12 protein-coding genes are annotated in these 17,177 nt (G+C 70.4%); 6 read left to right on the top strand and 6 right to left on the bottom strand.

What is annotated here, in order from left to right:
- Positions 1 to 37: 37 nt before the first annotated feature.
- Entirely contained in the window at positions 38 to 949 is a 912-nt protein-coding gene (gene xerD / locus Q0C41_RS15205; protein ID WP_291984854.1) for a site-specific tyrosine recombinase XerD, read from the bottom strand.
- A gap of 122 nt (positions 950 to 1,071) precedes the next feature.
- Between xerD and Q0C41_RS15200 the strand changes: the two genes are divergently transcribed.
- The 6 genes from Q0C41_RS15200 to Q0C41_RS15175 all read left to right on the top strand — a co-directional run bounded on the left by Q0C41_RS15200 (position 1,072) and on the right by Q0C41_RS15175 (position 8,947).
- On the top strand, positions 1,072 to 1,404 hold the full coding sequence (locus Q0C41_RS15200) for a PadR family transcriptional regulator (protein WP_291984852.1): 333 nt from the start codon (positions 1,072 to 1,074) through the stop codon (positions 1,402 to 1,404).
- 4 nt (positions 1,405 to 1,408) lie between these two features.
- Positions 1,409 to 4,009 carry an ABC transporter permease gene (locus tag Q0C41_RS15195; protein ID WP_291984851.1) on the top strand — a complete coding sequence of 867 codons (2,601 nt, stop codon included), beginning with the start codon at positions 1,409 to 1,411 and terminating at the stop codon, positions 4,007 to 4,009.
- A gap of 123 nt (positions 4,010 to 4,132) precedes the next feature.
- On the top strand, positions 4,133 to 5,389 hold the full coding sequence (locus Q0C41_RS15190; RefSeq protein WP_291984849.1) for an HlyD family efflux transporter periplasmic adaptor subunit: 1,257 nt from the start codon (positions 4,133 to 4,135) through the stop codon (positions 5,387 to 5,389).
- Between the two features lie 91 nt (positions 5,390 to 5,480).
- The gene (locus tag Q0C41_RS15185) at positions 5,481 to 6,215 is read left to right on the top strand and encodes an ABC transporter ATP-binding protein (RefSeq protein ID WP_291984847.1); all 735 of its coding nucleotides are present in this window, start codon (positions 5,481 to 5,483) and stop codon (positions 6,213 to 6,215) included.
- Between the two features lie 35 nt (positions 6,216 to 6,250).
- Positions 6,251 to 7,627 (top strand): sigma-54 dependent transcriptional regulator, encoded by a 1,377-nt coding sequence (locus Q0C41_RS15180; protein WP_291984845.1) that lies wholly within the window; start codon positions 6,251 to 6,253, stop codon positions 7,625 to 7,627.
- 6 nt (positions 7,628 to 7,633) lie between these two features.
- Positions 7,634 to 8,947 (top strand): ATP-binding protein, encoded by a 1,314-nt coding sequence (locus tag Q0C41_RS15175; RefSeq protein ID WP_291984842.1) that lies wholly within the window; start codon positions 7,634 to 7,636, stop codon positions 8,945 to 8,947.
- Positions 8,948 to 9,048: 101 nt separating this feature from the next.
- Here Q0C41_RS15175 and Q0C41_RS15170 read toward each other — a convergent pair whose 3' ends face one another.
- The 5 genes from Q0C41_RS15170 to Q0C41_RS15150 all read right to left on the bottom strand — a co-directional run.
- Positions 9,049 to 10,650 (bottom strand): TldD/PmbA family protein, encoded by a 1,602-nt coding sequence (locus tag Q0C41_RS15170; protein ID WP_291984840.1) that lies wholly within the window; start codon positions 10,648 to 10,650, stop codon positions 9,049 to 9,051.
- A gap of 7 nt (positions 10,651 to 10,657) precedes the next feature.
- Positions 10,658 to 12,013, bottom strand: a complete 1,356-nt coding sequence (locus Q0C41_RS15165; RefSeq protein ID WP_291984838.1) for a TldD/PmbA family protein — start codon at positions 12,011 to 12,013, stop codon at positions 10,658 to 10,660.
- A 117-nt stretch (positions 12,014 to 12,130) separates the two neighbouring features.
- Entirely contained in the window at positions 12,131 to 13,738 is a 1,608-nt protein-coding gene (locus tag Q0C41_RS15160; protein ID WP_291984836.1) for a TldD/PmbA family protein, read from the bottom strand.
- A gap of 17 nt (positions 13,739 to 13,755) precedes the next feature.
- Positions 13,756 to 15,495, bottom strand: a complete 1,740-nt coding sequence (locus Q0C41_RS15155) for a hypothetical protein (protein ID WP_291984834.1) — start codon at positions 15,493 to 15,495, stop codon at positions 13,756 to 13,758.
- Positions 15,492 to 17,177 (bottom strand): DUF4175 family protein (locus tag Q0C41_RS15150; protein ID WP_291984832.1); only part of this gene is annotated, 1,686 nt, incomplete at its 5' end. The genes Q0C41_RS15150 and Q0C41_RS15155, both read right to left, overlap by 4 nt.

The raw sequence follows: 17,177 nt of genomic DNA, 5'->3' as shown, positions 1-17,177 counted from the left end.
GGACGCTGGGGGGACGCCTCGGCGAGGCCTCCGAGACTCACGACCGCGGATGATGGGCGTCGTACAGTCGCTTGAGCCGCGTCTCCAGCACGTGCGTGTAGATCTGGGTCGTGGACAGGGCCGCATGGCCCAGCATCATCTGAATCGCGCGCAGGTCAGCGCCGCGGTCGAGCAGATGGGTGGCGAACGAGTGGCGCAGTACGTGCGGTGAGACGTCGCTCATCACGCCTGCCTTCAGCGCGTAGGTCTTCAGCAGCTTCCAGAACCCGACACGCGTCAGTGCGCCTGGTCCCCGCCCTCCCGGAAACAACCACGGGGACGGCTGTCCCTTCAGCAGTGCGGCCCTGCCGCCGGTCATGTACGCGCGCAGGGCGGCGACGGCCTGCTCCCCCACCGGCACCACCCGCTGCTTGTCACCCTTGCCGATACAAGTGAGGAACCCGACGTCCAGATTGAGGTCGGACGGCCGGAGCGACACCAGCTCGGACACACGCAGGCCGGTGGCATAGAGCACATCCAGCATGGCGCGGTCGCGCAGGCCACGCGGCGTCGAGAGGTCCGGCGCCGCGAGCAGCGCGTCGACCTCCTCCAGTGAAAGGTAGCGAGGCAACTCCCGCCAGGCGCGCGGCGGTCGCAGATCCTCGGTCGGGTTGGTCGCGATGACGCGTGACACCAGAAGATGCTTGTAGAAGCCACGGACCCCGGCGACCATGCGCGCGACCGACCGCGGGGAATAGCCCTCCGCCATCAGCCCGCGGACGAATGCCTCCAGGTCCTGCAGGGACAGCGTCTCCGGCGCCGCCGCGCGCCCGGCGGCGAACTCCGCCAGCTGTCGAAGGTCGCGGCTGTAGCTCTCGATGGAGAGCGGCTGCAGGCGCCGCACGACCCGCAGGTGGTCGAGGTACGCGTCGATGCGGGCGTGCGTGCCGGCCCCGGTGTCTCCGCTCATTCCCGCCAGCATACCGGCAAAATCGCGGGTTTCCTGCTGGGGTGGAACCAGATCATGTACACCTGCGTCTCTAGGCATAGACATCGAGGCATCGACGTCGATGTATAGAATTCGAGGGATCCATGCCGCCACGCACAGACGCGCTTCAGGGCACGCTCACGCTCCTCATCCTCAAGACGCTGGACACCGGGCCCCGGCACGGCTACGCCATCGCCCAGCACATCCAGCAGACCTCCAACGCCCTGCTCCGGGTCGAGGAGGGGTCGCTCTACCCTGCCCTGCGCCGACTCGAGCAGGAGGGGTGGGTCAAGTCCTCGTGGAGCGTGACCGAGAGCCAGCGCAAGGCCAGGGTCTACGCCCTCACCCCGGCTGGACGTCAGCAGCTGGACGAGGAGGAAGCCAAGTGGCAGAAGCTCCTCCAGGGCGTGCGCCACGTCCTCCGGTTCGCGGAGTAACGCGATGGGATGGATGCAGCGTCTGCGCAACTCCGGCTCGCGTCGGGCTCACATCGAACGGGAACTGACCGACGAGGTCGCGTTCCATCTCGACCAGCAGGTCGCCGACCTCGTCGCTGACGGCTGGTCACCGACCGACGCACGCCGAGAGGCGCAGCGGCGCGTCGGGTTGACCGGCGCCTGGGTCGCCGAAGGCGTGGCCCAGGACACCCTCCCCTGGCTGACCACCTGGCTCCGCGAGATGCGTCAGGTCGCACGAGGCCTCCGCCGCCGCCCGGTGCTGCCGGTCGCCTCGGCGGCCACGCTGGCGCTGGGCGCCGGCGTGTTGCTCGCCATCGCCACGGTGGTCGACTCGGCCCTGCTGGCCCCGCTCCCCCTGCCGGATCCGTCTCGGCTCGTCGTCCTGGACGAGACCCAGGATGGCCAGCGGCTGGGCGGCAATCCGGCCCGGACCGCCGACTACCATCGGGAGCTCGACAGCGTGCGGGGCGTCGCCGGGCTCTACGGCGAGTCCGTGGTGCTGGGTCGCGGCGCGACGGCCCAGCGGGCGCAGGTACTGCGGGGTGTGGGGCCGTTCACCGCCGTGCTCGGCCTGACCGCGGGCCAGGGGCGCGTGTTCACCGAACAGGAAGAGCGCGATGGCGCGGCCGTCGTGATGGCGAGCGACCGCGGCTGGACCCGTCTCTTCGGCCGCCAGCCCGCCCTCGTCGGGCAGTCGATCACGCTGCGCGGCGCCACCTATCAGGTTGTGGGGATTCTCCCGGCGGCGCTCGACTATCCGCGGGACATCGACTTCATCGCGCCGTCTGGCCCCGAGTACCAGCGCGCCCCCCGGGGTGGTAACTGGCTGCAGGTCGTCGGCCGCCTGGCGCCGGCCGCCACGCTCGCCCGCGCCGAGAACGAGGCGCGCGCGGCAGCCCGCCGATTCGCCGAGACGTATCCCCAGCAGGACCGCGGCCTCGACGTCAGGCTGGTGCCGCTGCAGGCGTTCGAGACCAGAGACGTGCGGGCACCACTCCTGCTCCTGCTCGGCGCCGCCCTCGTGGTCTACCTCGTCGTCTGTGTCAACGTCGGCGGACTCCTGCTCGTCCGGGCAATGGCCCGGGATCACGAGTCCTCGGTGCGAACGGCGCTCGGGGCCGGGCCCTGGGCCATGGCGCGGCTCTCCGTGCACGAGGCCGTGCTGATCGCGGCGGTATCGCTGCCGGGGGCGTGGCTCGTGGCGACGCTGGGCCTGCGGTGGCTCGGCGGGGCGATGTCGGACGAGGTAGCCGCCTTCACAGAGGTGGCCCTCGGCGGGCGGACGGCAGTCACGAGCCTCCTCGTCCTGATGGTGACCGTGCTGGTGCTGGCCGCGTGGCCCGCCTGGCACGTGGCCACGCGCTCGGCACGCCCAGGGGCTGCGGCGCATGCCGTGACCGACGCGCCGAGCCGTCGCCGCGTGCGACGCGCCCTCGTCGGGGCGCAGGTGGCGTGCAGCACCCTGCTGCTCGTCGTGGCCCTGCTCTTTGCCGCCAGTGTCCAGGCGATGCTCGACCGCCCACGTGGCTTCGTGGCCGCCGATGTGGTGGCGGTGCGGTATGACCTGGATTGGGAACAGCCCAAGGCGGTGATCGATCGGCTGGTCGACGAAGTGCTCACCACCGTCCTCAGCGTGCCTGGCGTCGAGACGGCGGGGGTCGTCGACCGGTTTCCGCTGCAGGGCGGGACCCAGTCGGCTCGCGTGCAGCTCTACGGCGAGGCGGAGGTTCCTCCGGGCCGGCCCGACATCTCGGTCCGCGCGGCGACGCCGGACTACTTCGCGGCCGTGGGCATTCCCCTGGCCGCCGGGCGCCTCTACGTGGACGGCCCGGGCGCGGAGGGACGGCCGGAGGTGATGGTGTCCGCCGCGTTCGCGCGCCGCTACTTCGGCGATGCCGATCCCCTGGGCCAGCGCCTCTGGCTCCGGTGGAACGGTGACGTGCCGGAGTGGTCGCAGGTCGTCGGGGTCGTGGGCGATGTCCGCCAGACCTTCCGAGACGAGGCCCCCGTGCCCGAAGTGTATCGGCCGTGGGTGCGCAGTTACTGGCCGCTGCTGCACGTGGCGGTCCGCACCGACGGCACCGCCAGTGTCCTGCCTCGCGTGCGCGCGGCACTGCAGCAGGCCCTACCGGATCAGCCGCTGGCCACCCTCGCGCCTCTGGGCGACGTCGTGGATGCGGGCAACCGGGAGGCCCATGCCCTCACGCGCGTGATGTCGGCCTGCGCGCTCGCCGCCGCCTTGCTGGCCGTCATCGGCCTCTATGGACTCCTGGCCAGCGAGATGCTGGCGCGGCGGCGGGAGGTTGGCATCCGTCTCGCCCTCGGTGCCCGGACCTGGCAGCTCCGTGGCTGGTTGCTGCGGCCGGGACTGTGCCTGTCCGCCATCGGCGTTGTCGTCGGACTCGCCGCCAGTGTCCCTGTGGCCCGCCTGCTGCAGGCACAGCTGTTCGGCATCCAGAGTGGCAACCTGCGCGTCCGGGTGCTGGCCGCCGCCGCCCTGCTGCTGGCGGGCCTGGTCGCCGCCCTGATCCCGGCGTACCGCGTGGTCGGCGCGCGCGCCCTGTTGGCGCTGCGCTACGAATGACATCGCGCGCCACTCGTGGGACGGCTCGTCCCACAACCGGACGGTGCCGCGCGCTGATCACGCGTGAATCCTCACGGAAATGCCCAACGCGGTGCTGGCCCAGTCCTTGTACATGGAGTCTCCGTGCCTGATCTCGCCCTCAGTCCTGCCGAACAGCGTCGTCGTCGATGGCGTCGTCTGCGTGTGCCGGCGCTAGCCGCGGTACTGGTGCTGGCCGGGAGCGTGGCCGTGCTCCGCATGGCCCCGGCGGCCCCCAGTGTCGATGGCGGTCCACTCTGGTTCGATACCGTCCAGCGTGGCGAGTTGGTACGCGAGGTCCGCGGCACAGGCACCCTGGTGCCGGTGGACACGGCCTGGATTCCGGCGACCACGGATGGTCGTGTCGCGGAGATCGTCCTGCGGCCCGGCGCACAAGTCGAGCCCGACGCGGTCATCCTGCTCCTGCAGAACGCCGCGCTGCAGCAGGAGGTCGTGGACACGCGCCTCCAACTGGAGGCCGCCGAAGCCCGCCTCGCGCGTGCGGACGCCGACGCCACGACGGCCCTGCTGGCGCAGGAGGCCCTCGTCGCCCAGACCGAAGCGACGTACGAGGAGGCGCGCGCCGATGCCGAGGCGGACGCGTCGTTGCTCGGCGACGGCCTCGTCTCCGAACTGCAACATCGCCGGTCGTCCACGCGGGCGCGGGCACTGCAGACGCAGGTGGCTGCGGAGCGGAAGCGGCTCGATGTCGGCCAGCGCATGCGTCCCTCCCAGATTGCCGAGCAGCAGGCCGAGGTGTCCCGGATGCGAGCGTTGCTCGCGCTCAAACAGGAACAGGTCGGGCAACTGCACGTCCGGGCCGGCATGCACGGGGTGTTGCAGGCCGTCCCGGTCGAGGTTGGCAGTCAGGTGACGGCCGGCACCAACGTCGCCCGGGTGGCAGACCCTGCCCAGTTGAAGGCGCAGGTCCGCGTGCCGGAGACCCAGGCCCGCGACGTCCAGATTGGTCAGGTCGCTCGGGTGGACACCCGGAACGGCGTCGCCCAGGGGCGCGTGTCTCGCGTCGATCCCGCCGCGGTGTCGGGCACGGTGATGGTCGACATCACCTTCGTCGCCGATCTGCCGCGAGGAGCCAGACCCGACCTGTCGGTGGACGGCATCATCGAAATCGAACGCCTTTCGAACGTGCTCTACATGGCGCGCCCGTCCAACGGACAGGAGGGCGGCACCATCAGCGTGTTCCGGACCACCCCCGATGGCATGGCCGACCGTCGCCGGGTGCGCCTCGGCAAGGGGTCGGTGCGCCACATCCAGATCCTCGAGGGCCTTGGTGAGGGCGAGCGTGTGGTGCTGTCGGACATGTCGGCCTGGGATCAGGTCGATCGTGTGCAGATCAGATAGCAACGGGTCGGTTCGGCTCTCCCAGCCGACCGCAAGAGGCCGTGGGTAGGGCCGGCTGTCCCAGCCGGCCGTCACGTCGGAGACGCAACAGATGTCCCATCCCCTGATTCGCCTCGAAAGCATCCGCAAGGTCTTCGCTGGTGACGAAATCGAAACCCACGCGCTCGACGGTATTCACCTCACCGTCGACTTCGGCGAGTACGTCGCCATCGCGGGCCCCTCCGGCTGCGGCAAGTCGACGATGCTGTCGATCCTGGGGTTGCTGGATACCCCGAGCGAGGGCCGGTACTGGTTGAACAACCGCCCGGTGGAAAGCCTGTCGGTGGCCGAGCGCGCTCGCACGCGCAACCGCGAGATCGGCTTCATCTTCCAGAGCTTCAACCTCATCGGCGATCTCACGGTCTACGAGAACGTCGAACTGCCGCTCACCTACATGGGCATGTCGGGGGCGGAGCGACGCAAGCGGGTCGAGCAGGCGCTCGAGCGGGTCGGCATGGGCCACCGGGCGCGGCATCTGCCCGGCCAGTTGTCGGGCGGTCAGCAGCAGCGCGTCGCCGTGGCGCGCGCGGTGGTCACGCAGCCCTCCATCCTGCTGGCAGACGAACCGACGGGCAACCTCGATTCCCACAATGGCGAGATCGTCATGCAGCTGCTGCGGGACCTCCACAAGGACGGCGCCACCATCTGCATGGTGACGCACGACCCGCGCTACGCCGCCCACGCCACGCGTTCCATCCATCTGTTCGACGGTCGCATCGTGCAGGAGGACCACGCAGGAACGACCACCGGACCGCAGGCCGCCGGGGCCGGCGCCGGGGAGCGCTGAGGGCGCGGTAGACTGCTGCCCGACGCCGCGCCCGCATGTCCGTGACTTCCCTGCCCGCCGCTGCCCGCGTGCTCGTGGCCGACGACCAGGCCGATGTCGTCGAGGCCGTTCGCCTGCTGCTCAAGCTCGAGGGCTACGAGGTCGATGGCGTCGGCGCGCCGGGGGCGGTCGTCGCGGCACTGTCCCGTGGTGATCACGATGTGGCGTTGATCGACCTCAACTACGCACGGGATACGACCTCGGGGCGGGAGGGGCTCGACCTGCTGGCCGAGATTCGCCGACTCGACCCCACCCTGCCGGTGGTCGTGATGACGGCCTGGGGGACCGTGGACATCGCGGTGGAGGCGATGCGCCGCGGCGCCGGCGACTTCGTGCAGAAGCCCTGGGAGAACGCCCGACTCCTGGCCGTGATCCGCACGCAGCTGGAACTGGGGCGGGCCGTACGCCGCAGTCGTCGTCTCGAGGCCGAGAACCAGTGGTTGCGCACCCGCGGGTCGGTGCCGCTGGTGGCGCGATCCCCGGCCATGCAGCCGGTGCTCCAGGTGCTGTCGCGCGTCGGCCCCTCCGACGCCAATGTCCTCATCACCGGCGAGAATGGCACGGGCAAGTCGCTGCTCGCCCAGGCGCTGCACGACGCGTCGCCGCGCGCGGCGGCCGCCTTCGTCTCCGTGAACACCGGCGGCGTGTCGGAGACGCTCGTGGACAGCGAGTTGTTCGGCCACGAGCGCGGGGCGTTCACCGACGCGCGTGCCGAACGCCTGGGACGGTTCGAGGTCGCCGATGGCGGCACCCTCTTCCTCGACGAGATCGCCAACATGCCGGGTGCCGTGCAGGCGCGCCTGTTGCGCGTGCTCGAGACCCGCGAGTTCGAGCGTCTCGGCTCGTCCCGCACGCGACGCGCCGACGTCCGTGTGCTGGCCGCCACCAACGCCGATCTCCAGGCCGAGGTCGAGGCGGGGCGATTCCGGCAGGACCTGCTGTTTCGACTGAACACCGTGGAAGTCCACATGCCGCCGCTCCGGGAGCGGCGTGAGGACATCCCCGACCTCGCGGCGTTGTTCCTCGGCCGTCACACCCGCCGCTACCGCAAGGCCATCGACGGCTTCGAACCTGCCGCGTTGCAGGCGCTCCTCGACCACGGCTGGCCGGGCAACATCCGGGAACTCGATCATGCGGTCGAGCGTGCCGTGCTGATGGCCGACGGTCCGACGATTCCGGCGGCGGCCCTGGCGTTGCGCCCACCACGGGACGGCGGCGGCAGGCTCGACGACATGAGTCTCGAGGATGTCGAAGCGTTCCTGATTCGCAAGGCGCTCGACCGTCACGGTCGCAACGTGACGGCGGCGGCTCACGCCCTCGGGCTCAGCCGCAGTGCGCTGTATCGGCGCCTCCAGCGCTACGGCCTGTCGTAGACGCCGATGCGCCACGAGTTGCGACTCACGCTCTGGGCAGCGCTGCTCGTGGTGCCCCCGCTGGCGATGGCGGCGTGGGCGCTCGTTTTCACGTCGCACGGCCCGATTCTGCGCGGCGCGATCCTGCTTGCGCTCGTCGTGTGGTGCACGTTTGCGTTCATGCGGCTCCGCGCTTCCATCCTCGTGCCCCTGCGCACGACAGCCGGCCTGCTGCAGGGCCTGCGCGAGGGCAACTACTCCGCTCGGGCGCGCGGCGAGGCGGGCGACGATGGCGTGGGGCAGGTGCTGGCGGAAGTGAACGCCCTGGCCGACTGGCTGCAGCGGCAACGATTGACCGAGGTGGAAGCGAGCGCGCTGCTCACGACGGTCATGGCCGAGCTCGACGCGGCGGTGCTCGCCTTCGACGGACGTCGGGTCCTCGCCCTGGCCAATCCGGCGGCGGCCCGCCTCTTCGGGACGTCGGTCGAGGCCCTCCTCGGGATGTCGGCGTCGGCACTCGGCTGCGAGGCGCTGCTCGACCCGCTGCCAGCGCGATTGGTCAGCATGGACTTTCCCAACGCGTCGGGCCGGTGGGAAGTGCGCCACTCGTCATTCCGTCAGGACGGTCTTGCCCATCACCTGGTGGTGCTCACCGACGTCAGCCGGACACTGCGCGAGGAGGAGCGCGTGGCCTGGCGTCGACTGATTCGCGTGCTCAGCCACGAGGTCAACAACTCGCTCACGCCGATCACCTCCATCGCCAACAGCCTGGCGCAGTTCGTCGATCGCGGGCCGGTCGACGACGTCGTGCGGGCGGACGTGCGGCGCGGTCTCGGCGTCATCGAGCAGCGCGCCGAGGGGCTGAACCGGTTCCTCCGGGGCTATGCCACGCTCGCGAAACTGCCGCCGCCGCGGCTCGGAGATGTCGCTGTCGGCGCGCTGGTGACGCGCGTCGTGGCACTGGAGGCCGCCGGCAGCGTCGCCGTCGACGCCGGACCGGCCTGTGTCATGCGGGCCGACGCCGACCAGATCGAACAGTTGCTGATCAATCTGCTGCGCAACGCGGTCGACGCCGTCCGCGAGACGCGCGGCCGCGTCAGTGTGACCTGGACGATCGAGGAGGACCCGGCGGCCGTCGAACTGCAGGTGGTCGACGAGGGCCATGGGGTGGCGGCCGGCGCCGACGTCTTCGTCCCGTTCTTCACCACCAGGCCCGGTGGCACCGGCATCGGGCTGGCGCTGTGTCGGCAGATCGCCGACGCGCACGGCGGCACCGTCGTGCTCGAGAACCGGCTCGACCGCCAGGGCTGCATCGCTCGTGTGCGGCTCCCCCGCGCGTGACGCGAGGTGTGTGTGCGCGGGATCGAGGCCAGCGTTGGCCCTGGCCTCATCCCGGCATTCGCATCGCCGCCTGGTCGCAAGACGCCCCTTGCGTCTCGCGCTTACAGGTAGGCCGCGCCGACCATGATCTTCCGCACGCGCATGTAGGGCGCGCCGTGCGAGATGTGGTTGATCTGCACCGGCTGCCCCTTGGCATCACCGGTGGTGCCGTGCATCTCCCACGACCCCTTGTTGGAGACCGCATCGAGATTGCCGTAGAAGTCCGTCGTGATGGCGTTGTAGGTGACGTCGGCCACCATGCGGACCTTCTTGCCGTTCTTGATTTCCCAGAACGCATCACCGCCGAACTGCCCGTTGTAGCGCTGCTGGTCGATCGAGTAGCTGCCGCGACCGTCGATGAGCAGGCCGTCCTTCGTGTCGGCGATGATCTCCTCGGCGCTCGGCGCCTTGTCGTCGCCCGGCTCGACGTGGACGTTCGGCATGCGGAGGAACGGGTAGTTGCGCCACGACGTGGCGAACGTGCAGCCGCGGCTCTCGGTCTCCCCCATGAAGTGCGCCGTCTCGCGGTTGGTCTGCAGTCCCACCAGGACGCCTTCACGCACGATCGGCCACGACTGCGTCTTGACGCCATCGTCGTCGTAGCCCACCGTGCACAGCGCGCCGGGCATGGTGCGGTCGGCGGTGACGTTGAAGAGCGGGCTGCCGTACTTCAGCTTGCCGACGTCGGCGAGCTTGATGAAGCTGGTGCCGGCGTAGTTGGCTTCGTAGCCCAGGATCCGATCGAGCTCGGTCGGGTGGCCGATGATCTCGTGAATCGTCAGCATCGAGTGCGACGGCGTCATCACGATGTCCTTGAGGCCGGCCGACACCGACGGCGCCATGGCGTGCTCGACGGCTTCGGCGGCGATGCGATCGGCGTTCTCCATCATGCCGCCGCCCGTCACCACCTCGTAGCCGCCGGTGCGTGCCTGCACCGTGTACGTCCGCGACTTCACCTTGCCGTTGGCGCGGGCGATGGCCGTGAAGCTCGGTGCCATCCGCCATGACTCCTGCTCGATGTAGGAGCCCTCGCTCGACGCGAAGTACTTCCACTCGTAGTCCTGCGCGATCGACGGCTGGGTGCGGATGATGCCCTTGGTCTTGCTCAGCTGCTCGTTGATGCCGAGCAGGAACGCGATCTTGTCGTCGAGCGACACCGTGAACGGATCGGTCTTGATCGGCGTCGCCCAGTACGTCTGGTAGGCGGGCGTCGGCGTCAGCTTGACGTCGAAGCGCTTGGCGATGGCGACCTCGACGGCCTGTCGCGTGATCGTCCGCACCTGCTCGTCCGTCACCGTCGGGCTGGAGGCAAAGCCCCACACGCCACTGTGGAGCACGCGGACGCCGAAGCCGGCGCTCTCGTTGCGCGCGCCGCCGCCGAAGCCACCTCCCCCGCCGCCCCCGCCACCGAAGCCGCCACCACCCACGATGCGGTCGCGGGCGGTGAGCGAGTCACTGATGTTGCGCGTGAATCTGACGTCGCAGTAGCTGGCGCCGAGCCGCTTCGCCTCGCCCAGGGCGATGTCCGAGAGTCCCTTGAACTTCGACTCCAGGACGCGACCCTTCGGCGACTGGGCGACGAGCGCGCCGACGAGGTCGCTGGAGGCGAGCGCCACGCTGGTGGCGCCGATGGTCTTGATGAAATGCCGACGATTCGTGCTCATGTGGGCCTCAGACCGCCGGGGACACGGACGTCATCGTGAAGTCTTCGATGCGCATCGGCGGAATCATCGCCGTGCCGGGCTGGTCGTAGGCTTCCCCCGTGTGCATCGGCTCGGGCGGCCCGAGCGCGCTGATGTTGTTCAGTCCGACGACCGGCGTCTCGTTCCAGCGGAAGTTCTGCACCGGCGCCGTGATCTCGCCGTTCTCGATGAGGAACAGGCCGTCGCGCGTCATGCCGGTGTAGAGGATCGACATCGCCTCCACCGGACGCATGTACCAGAAGAACGAGACCAGCAGGCCGCGCTTGGTGGTCTTGATCATCTCCTCCACCGAGGTCGTCCCACCGTCCATCACCAGGCTGAGTCCGGGCTGGGTCGCCGTCGGCGCCTTCCCGGTCTTCTGGGCCCAGTACCGGCTGTAGTACAGGTTCTTGACGACGCCCTTCTCGATCCAGGTGACGTCCTGGGCAGCGAGCCCGTCTTCGCCGATGGGGGTCTGACGCAGCGTCGGATGATTCATCACGCTCTTGATGGTGACGTTGTCGCCGAAGAGCTTCTGTCCAATCTTGGTCTGACCGCGTTCGGCGCCGCTCATGAAGCTGCGGCCTTCCTCGGCCGACCGGGCGTCCATGGAGCCGAGCAGCAGCGACAGGAAGCGCGCTGCCGGCCGCGACTCGAGAATCACCGTGTAGTCCCCCGGTTCGATCGCCCGGGGCTTCTGCGACTTCAGGGCCTTCTCGGCCGCGCGTTCGGTGATCGACGTCGGGTCGATCAGGTTGACGTCCTTGAGCCCGGTCTGTCCCGCCCAGCCCGACCCGGTGCCATCAGGCGTGCGACAGGTCAGGATGAAGCTCGCCTCGGCGTAGCGGAAGTACGAGAACAGCCCCTCGCTGTTGGCCGTCGCCGTGGTCCAGTGCAGCTTCGGGATGTAGCCGGCGCCGACCACGCCCTTCTTCTCGCAGATGTCCAGGCTCTTCTTGACCATCGCGGCGCGCTCGGCGGGGCCGAAGTTCGCCGTGCGATCGATGACCGCATCCACCGGCAGGTAGTTCTGCGGCGGCTTCACGAGCGGCATCGTCTCCGGGTTGTCCGGCTTCCGCTTCGCGAGAATCTGCGCTTCGTCGATCGCCGTCTTCAGCGACGCGTCGTCGAACTGGTGGGTCACCGTGCTGGCGCTCTTCTGGCCGTAGTACACGGTGATGTTGACCTGCTGATCGTGTTCGATCAGGTTCGCCGTGATGCTGGAGTTGGCGTACCGCGTCGCCGACCGCTCTCCCCCCTGGAAATCGACCTCGACCGCGTCGGCCTTGGCCATGTTCAGGATCTTGTCGGTGATCGCCTTCACTTCTTCGCGCGAGTAACTCATCTCATCCTCATGCGCCCGACAGGTCCGGCGCCTACACTCGATGGAAAGGTCGCCGTCGACATGTCCCACGGTGACCATGCGCGCCGGACGAGTCCGGCGCCTACGAAAAGAGGACGCCTACGAGAAGGCAGCGCCGACCATCACCTTGCGAATCAGGCAGGGCGACGAGCCGTGCGACGGGTAGTTGGACTGCACCGGCTGCCCCTTGGCGTCGCCGTCCATGCCGTGATGTTCCCAGCTCTCCGGCGGCCCGACCGCATCGAGGTTCATCCAGAAGTCGGTCGTGATGGCGTTGTAGGTGAAGTCGGTCACCATGCGCGTCACCTTGCCGTTCTTGATCTCCCAGAACGCGTTGCCGCCGAACTGGCCGTTGTAGCGCTGCTGATCGATGCTGAAGCTGCCCGACCCGTCCACCAGCACGCCGTCCTTGACGTCGGCGATCATCTGGTCGAGCGTCGGTGACCCCGGCGTGCCGGCCTGCAGCTGGATGTTCGGCATGCGCAGGAACGGATAGTTGCGCCAGTGGTTGGCGAAGGTGCAACCACGGCTCTCCGTCTCGCCCATGTAGTGCGCCGTCTCGCGGTTGGTCTGCAGCCCCACCAGCATGCCGTCCTGGATGATCGGCCAGCGCTGCGACTTGACGCCGTCATCGTCGAAGCCGACGGTGCCGCAGGCGCCGACGTGCGTGCGATCCGCGTAGACGTTGAGCAGCGGGCTGCCGTACTTCAGCGTCTTGAGGTCGCTCAGCTTCACGAAGCTCGTGCCGGCATAGTTGGCCTCGTAGCCGACGATGCGATCGAGTTCGGTGGGGTGGGCGATGATCTCGTGGATGGTCAGCGCGAGGTGCGACGGCTTGAGGATGAGATCCTTCAGCCCCGCCGACACCGGCGCCGCCATGCTGTGCTCGACCGCTTCGGCGGCCACGCGTTCGGCATGGCCCTTGAGGTCGGCCTTGACGAGGAACTCGTAGCCGGCCGTGGACGCCCCCGGTGTGTAGATGCGCGTCTTGACCTGGCCCTTCGTCCGCGCCGTCGCCGACGTCCCGCACGAGCAGTAGTAGAGACTCTGCTCGATGAAGGAGCCCTCGGACGTCACGAGGAACTTCCAGTCGTGCGAGAAGCTGACCTGCGCGGTGGCGAACAGGACCTGCTTGTTCTTCTGGATCTCCGCGGTGGCCTCGGTCAGCAACGTCAGCTTCTCTTCGAGAGGCACCTCGAACGGGTCGCGCTCGTGTGGCGTCTCGTAGAACTCGTCGTAGGCCGGCACCGGCGCCAGCTTGACGTCGAAGCGCTTGGCCATCGCGCTCGCCTTGGCGATGTCGGTGGCCTGCTGCACCACCCGGCGGATTTCGTCGGCGGTGACGATGGGGCTGCTGGCGAAACCCCAGACGCCCGAGTGCACGACGCGGACGCCGAAACCGAACGTGTCCGAGATGCCGCCCCCCGGGGTGGCGCCGAACCCCCCGAAGCTGAAGCCGCCGGCACTGGTCAGCTGTCCGTTACGCACGTTGAGCGCCTGCGATCGCTTCCGGCCGAACCGGATGTCGGCGTAGCTGCAGCCGAGCCCCTTGGCCTGCTTCAGGGCATCAGTCCCCCAGCTGCGCCATGGGCCGCTGCGTCCCCGCGGCGACTGCGCGGACACGGGCGCCAGCCACAGGTCGGGCAGCGACCACGCCGCGCCGGCGGCGCCGGCCGCCTTCAGGAACTCTCGTCGGTTCTGGGCCATGTCGTTCGGTCTCGTCCTCACCGTGCTCCGCGCAGTCGCCGGAGCAGCCATTCCACGCCGAGCCCCATCGCCAGGAGCCCGGCCCACCACCAGGTGCGTGTCACGTACCAGCGGTCACTCGCCGAGGACTCCAGCGTGGCGCGCAGACGCGCCAGCGTGGAGTCACGCCCGTCGGTCGTCAGGGCGCCGTGGCGGGCCTGATGCCGCGCCACATCCTCCCATGACCCGACCAGTCGCGGCGCGCTCACGTCTACCACGACTCGATCCTGCGCCACCACCTGCCCGCCCGACCGCAGTGCGACCTGCACCGCCGCCGCGGCCGTGTCTTGCACGCGCACTGCGCCGCGCCAGCGGCCCGTCTCGACCTCCCACAGCGCCACCGGCCGCCCAGGGGTCCCGACCTCCGCGTCGATCACGGCCGAGGGGGCGGCGATCAGGTCCGGACGCACGACGGCCTCGATCTGGAGGCGGCGGTCTCGTCCGGTGCCCGCCACCCATGCCGTCGCGGCGACGGGCGGCGGCACGTCCACGCCGAGACGCTGGACCAGCGCCCGCCAACCGGCCGCGAAGGCACCCTCCGGTTCCGCTCGCCAGCGCCAGGCGTCGAGCGCGGTCACCAGCACCACGCGCCCGGCGCCCAACGCACGACCGAGGACGATCGGCGTGTTGGAGTCGAGATACGCCAGCGGCACCACGCCCGTTGACACCGGAGCGGACACCCACTCCCGCGTCCGCCAGACATGCCCGGCGACGCGGCCAGTCACGGGCATCGGGGCGGTACGGACGGCACCGACGCCGCCGGGCCAGAGGCGGCGCCAGGGCCCGCCGCCCGGCATCTCGTCCATCAGCAGCACCACGGCCCGCCCGCGATCGCGCACGGCACGTTCCAGTCGGGTGACGTCGGCCGAGGTCAACGCCTCGAGCCCGCCGACCATCAGGACCGCGGCATCCGCCTCCTCGTCGCGGGCGGGGGCGTCCATCGGGGTCGTCCGCACCGCCAGGCCCGGCGCCACGCGCACCTCGCTGCGCAGGCGGATGCCCGCCACGTCGGTCAGCGCCAGGCGCGCAAAGCGTGTCGCCCAGGTCGGTCTCGCCTCGAGGACCTCGACCACGACGTCCGCGGGCCGCACGTCGACGACCACATCGCCAGGCGGAGCCGGTCGGACAAGGGTGCGGCCCTCGTAGGTGGCGCGAACCCGGAGCGTCTGCTGCCCGGGTCGGGTCGCCAGCCACGGGATCGACACCAGCGTCGCCGATCGCGGGGCCGCGTCCGGTATCGGCATGTCTACGCGGGCCTGCACGAGGCCGGTGCCGGCATCGGCCACCTCGACGCGAACCTGTCCGGGGCCGGCGGGCACCCCGCCGACCGTGACCCGGAGGTCGGTGCGTGTGCCGGCCACGATACGGGCCGGCGCGCGTACCGCGGTCAGGGTCAGCGCCGGACTCGCCACCTGCCACGCCAGCATCGCCGGACGGGCTCGCAGCGCTTCCAGGACCGGCGCCGCATCGCCTGCGACCACCGCACCGACACCGGCGCGTGCCGGGACCGGCGCCGCGCGACGCCCGTCGATCACCTCTGCCCACGGGGCCGCGTCGGCCAGGCGCTGCAACTCGCGCCGCCGCTCGTCCTCGGCGAGATCCCCGACGAACCGGACATCGAGGATCGGTCGCCGCGGACGCGGACACCCCGGATCGAGCAGCGCGGCCACCACGCCGAGCACGGCGACCAGACGCAGCGCGGCGAGTGGCGTCGTCATCGGCCTGGCGGTCCCGCGGGGCCTTCGGCGGCGCTGCGCGGCAGCGGCATCCGCATCCATGTCGTGCTGCCCGGCAGGAGTCGCGCTCGCAGGGCTCGCGTCAGGCCCTCCGCGCCCTCGTCGGTCGCGGCCTGCTGCACCGCGGCGACCCATGCGGTGTCGGCGCGATCGAGCGCCACCAGTCCGGGCAGGACGGTCGCGACGTCCACGCCCGGCGCCTCGAGCCTGCGCAGCAGGTCGAGGGCGGCGACCCGCGTGGCGTCCGGCAGGGGGCGCACGCTCCACCGCGCCGAGGCGGCGCGCGTGCGATCGCCCTGCAGGCGGCGCGTCGCGTCCAGCTGCACGGCCACCGGCAGCGACCGCATGAAGTAGCGGGCCTTGCCGAACGCTGCCTGGATCGCGGCCAGCGCCCGATACTCGTAAGGCAGCGCTTCTCTGACGTCGGCCGCGGTCAGGCGCGTCTCGGCCTGCGACATCTGCCGCACCGCCTCGGTCAGATCGCCCTTGCCCTGGTTGGCCTGCCGCCCCTCCTCGACCTCGTGCGAGTGCGCCGCCTCCTCGAACTCGTCTTCGACGTCCCCGCCCAGCATGAAGACGAACTCCGCGCGGACGCGCCGCTGGGCGATGGCCAGCGCCTGCGCCTGCTGCATGAACTCCTCCGCGCGCATCCGGGGACGCTGCTCGAGCAGGCGTTCGGTGAGCTGGATGACCATCCGCTGGCTCAGCGCGAACCGGTCTTCGGGCTCGGGCAGGCTGAAGTCACCGGCCGCGAGGGCGCCCGGACGCGTGATCTCGATCAGGAAGCGTTCGGATTCCGCCGCGCCCTCGGGACCAGGCCGGGCATCGTGCGCCACGGCGTGGTAGACGATCGAATCTCCCGGGCCCAGGCCGAGGTGCGCCAGGTCGACCGTGTGCAGCCCCGACCATGCCGTGCCGGAGTCCCGGCGCGTCGCCACCGGCCACTCGCCGTCCTCGAACGTGAAGCTCTCGCCGCTGCCGGTGACCTTCGTGAACCGCAGGCGCACGTCCCGCAGCCCGAGGTCGTCCTGCGCCCGGACCTCGATGCGAACGCTCCCACTCGCGGCGTCACGCCGAAGGTCGGCGGCCGGAGCCATGATGCGGATCGTCGGCGCCGCGTCCGGCGTCACGACCACCGTGATGGTCGCGAGGACCTGCTGCTGCGCGTCCTGCACCAGCAGGACGTCGGATTGTTCCGCGATGAACTCCGCCACACGCGAGGGGCCGGTGCCGCGCAGGGCGAGCGTCCCGGGACCGAGACGCACGACGTTGCCGGTCACCCACCCCGTGAAGGTCACCTCGACGCGGGCGCCGGCAAGGGCGTCCACGCGCGCCGGTCGAGTCGCGCGCACCGGAGGGCGCTGGGCGTAGGCCGGGGGCGTGACCGTCGTCACCCACTGCACGGCGCCATCGGCCGCCGTCGACGGCGTCGCCTTCTCGAGCGACGCGCGTGTGGCAGGCGGTCCGGCGCTCGTCAGGGGCCTCAGCACGATGGCCATCGCCCCCAGCGCCAGCACCGCGAGGGCCACGCCCCAGTCGAGACGCGTGCCTGGTCGCGGCCAGGCCGCGCCGTCGAGCGCCCGTCGCGCATCGGCCGCGAGGCGCGCCGTGAACACGGGCGAGACGCGTGCCCGGGTTTCGTGCCACGCCACCAGCGCATTGCG

It is taken from the genome of Luteitalea sp. (assembly GCF_022842525.1).
In the GTDB taxonomy this organism is placed as follows: Bacteria; Acidobacteriota; Vicinamibacteria; order Vicinamibacterales; family Vicinamibacteraceae; genus Luteitalea.
The sequence above is the reverse complement of the archived record's forward strand: the minus strand, read 5'-3'. Positions and strand labels throughout refer to the sequence as shown.

Coding starts and splice junctions, on each gene's coding strand:
- Q0C41_RS15160 (WP_291984836.1), bottom strand. CDS start 13,738: ATGGCCCAGAACCGACGAGAGTTCCTGAAGGCGGCCGGCGCCGCCGGC.
- Q0C41_RS15155 (WP_291984834.1), bottom strand. CDS start 15,495: ATGACGACGCCACTCGCCGCGCTGCGTCTGGTCGCCGTGCTCGGCGTG.
- Q0C41_RS15195 (WP_291984851.1), top strand. CDS start 1,409: ATGGGATGGATGCAGCGTCTGCGCAACTCCGGCTCGCGTCGGGCTCAC.
- Q0C41_RS15170 (WP_291984840.1), bottom strand. CDS start 10,650: ATGAGCACGAATCGTCGGCATTTCATCAAGACCATCGGCGCCACCAGC.
- Q0C41_RS15185 (WP_291984847.1), top strand. CDS start 5,481: ATGTCCCATCCCCTGATTCGCCTCGAAAGCATCCGCAAGGTCTTCGCT.
- Q0C41_RS15180 (WP_291984845.1), top strand. CDS start 6,251: ATGTCCGTGACTTCCCTGCCCGCCGCTGCCCGCGTGCTCGTGGCCGAC.
- Q0C41_RS15175 (WP_291984842.1), top strand. CDS start 7,634: ATGCGCCACGAGTTGCGACTCACGCTCTGGGCAGCGCTGCTCGTGGTG.
- Q0C41_RS15200 (WP_291984852.1), top strand. CDS start 1,072: ATGCCGCCACGCACAGACGCGCTTCAGGGCACGCTCACGCTCCTCATC.
- Q0C41_RS15165 (WP_291984838.1), bottom strand. CDS start 12,013: ATGAGTTACTCGCGCGAAGAAGTGAAGGCGATCACCGACAAGATCCTG.
- xerD (WP_291984854.1), bottom strand. CDS start 949: ATGAGCGGAGACACCGGGGCCGGCACGCACGCCCGCATCGACGCGTAC.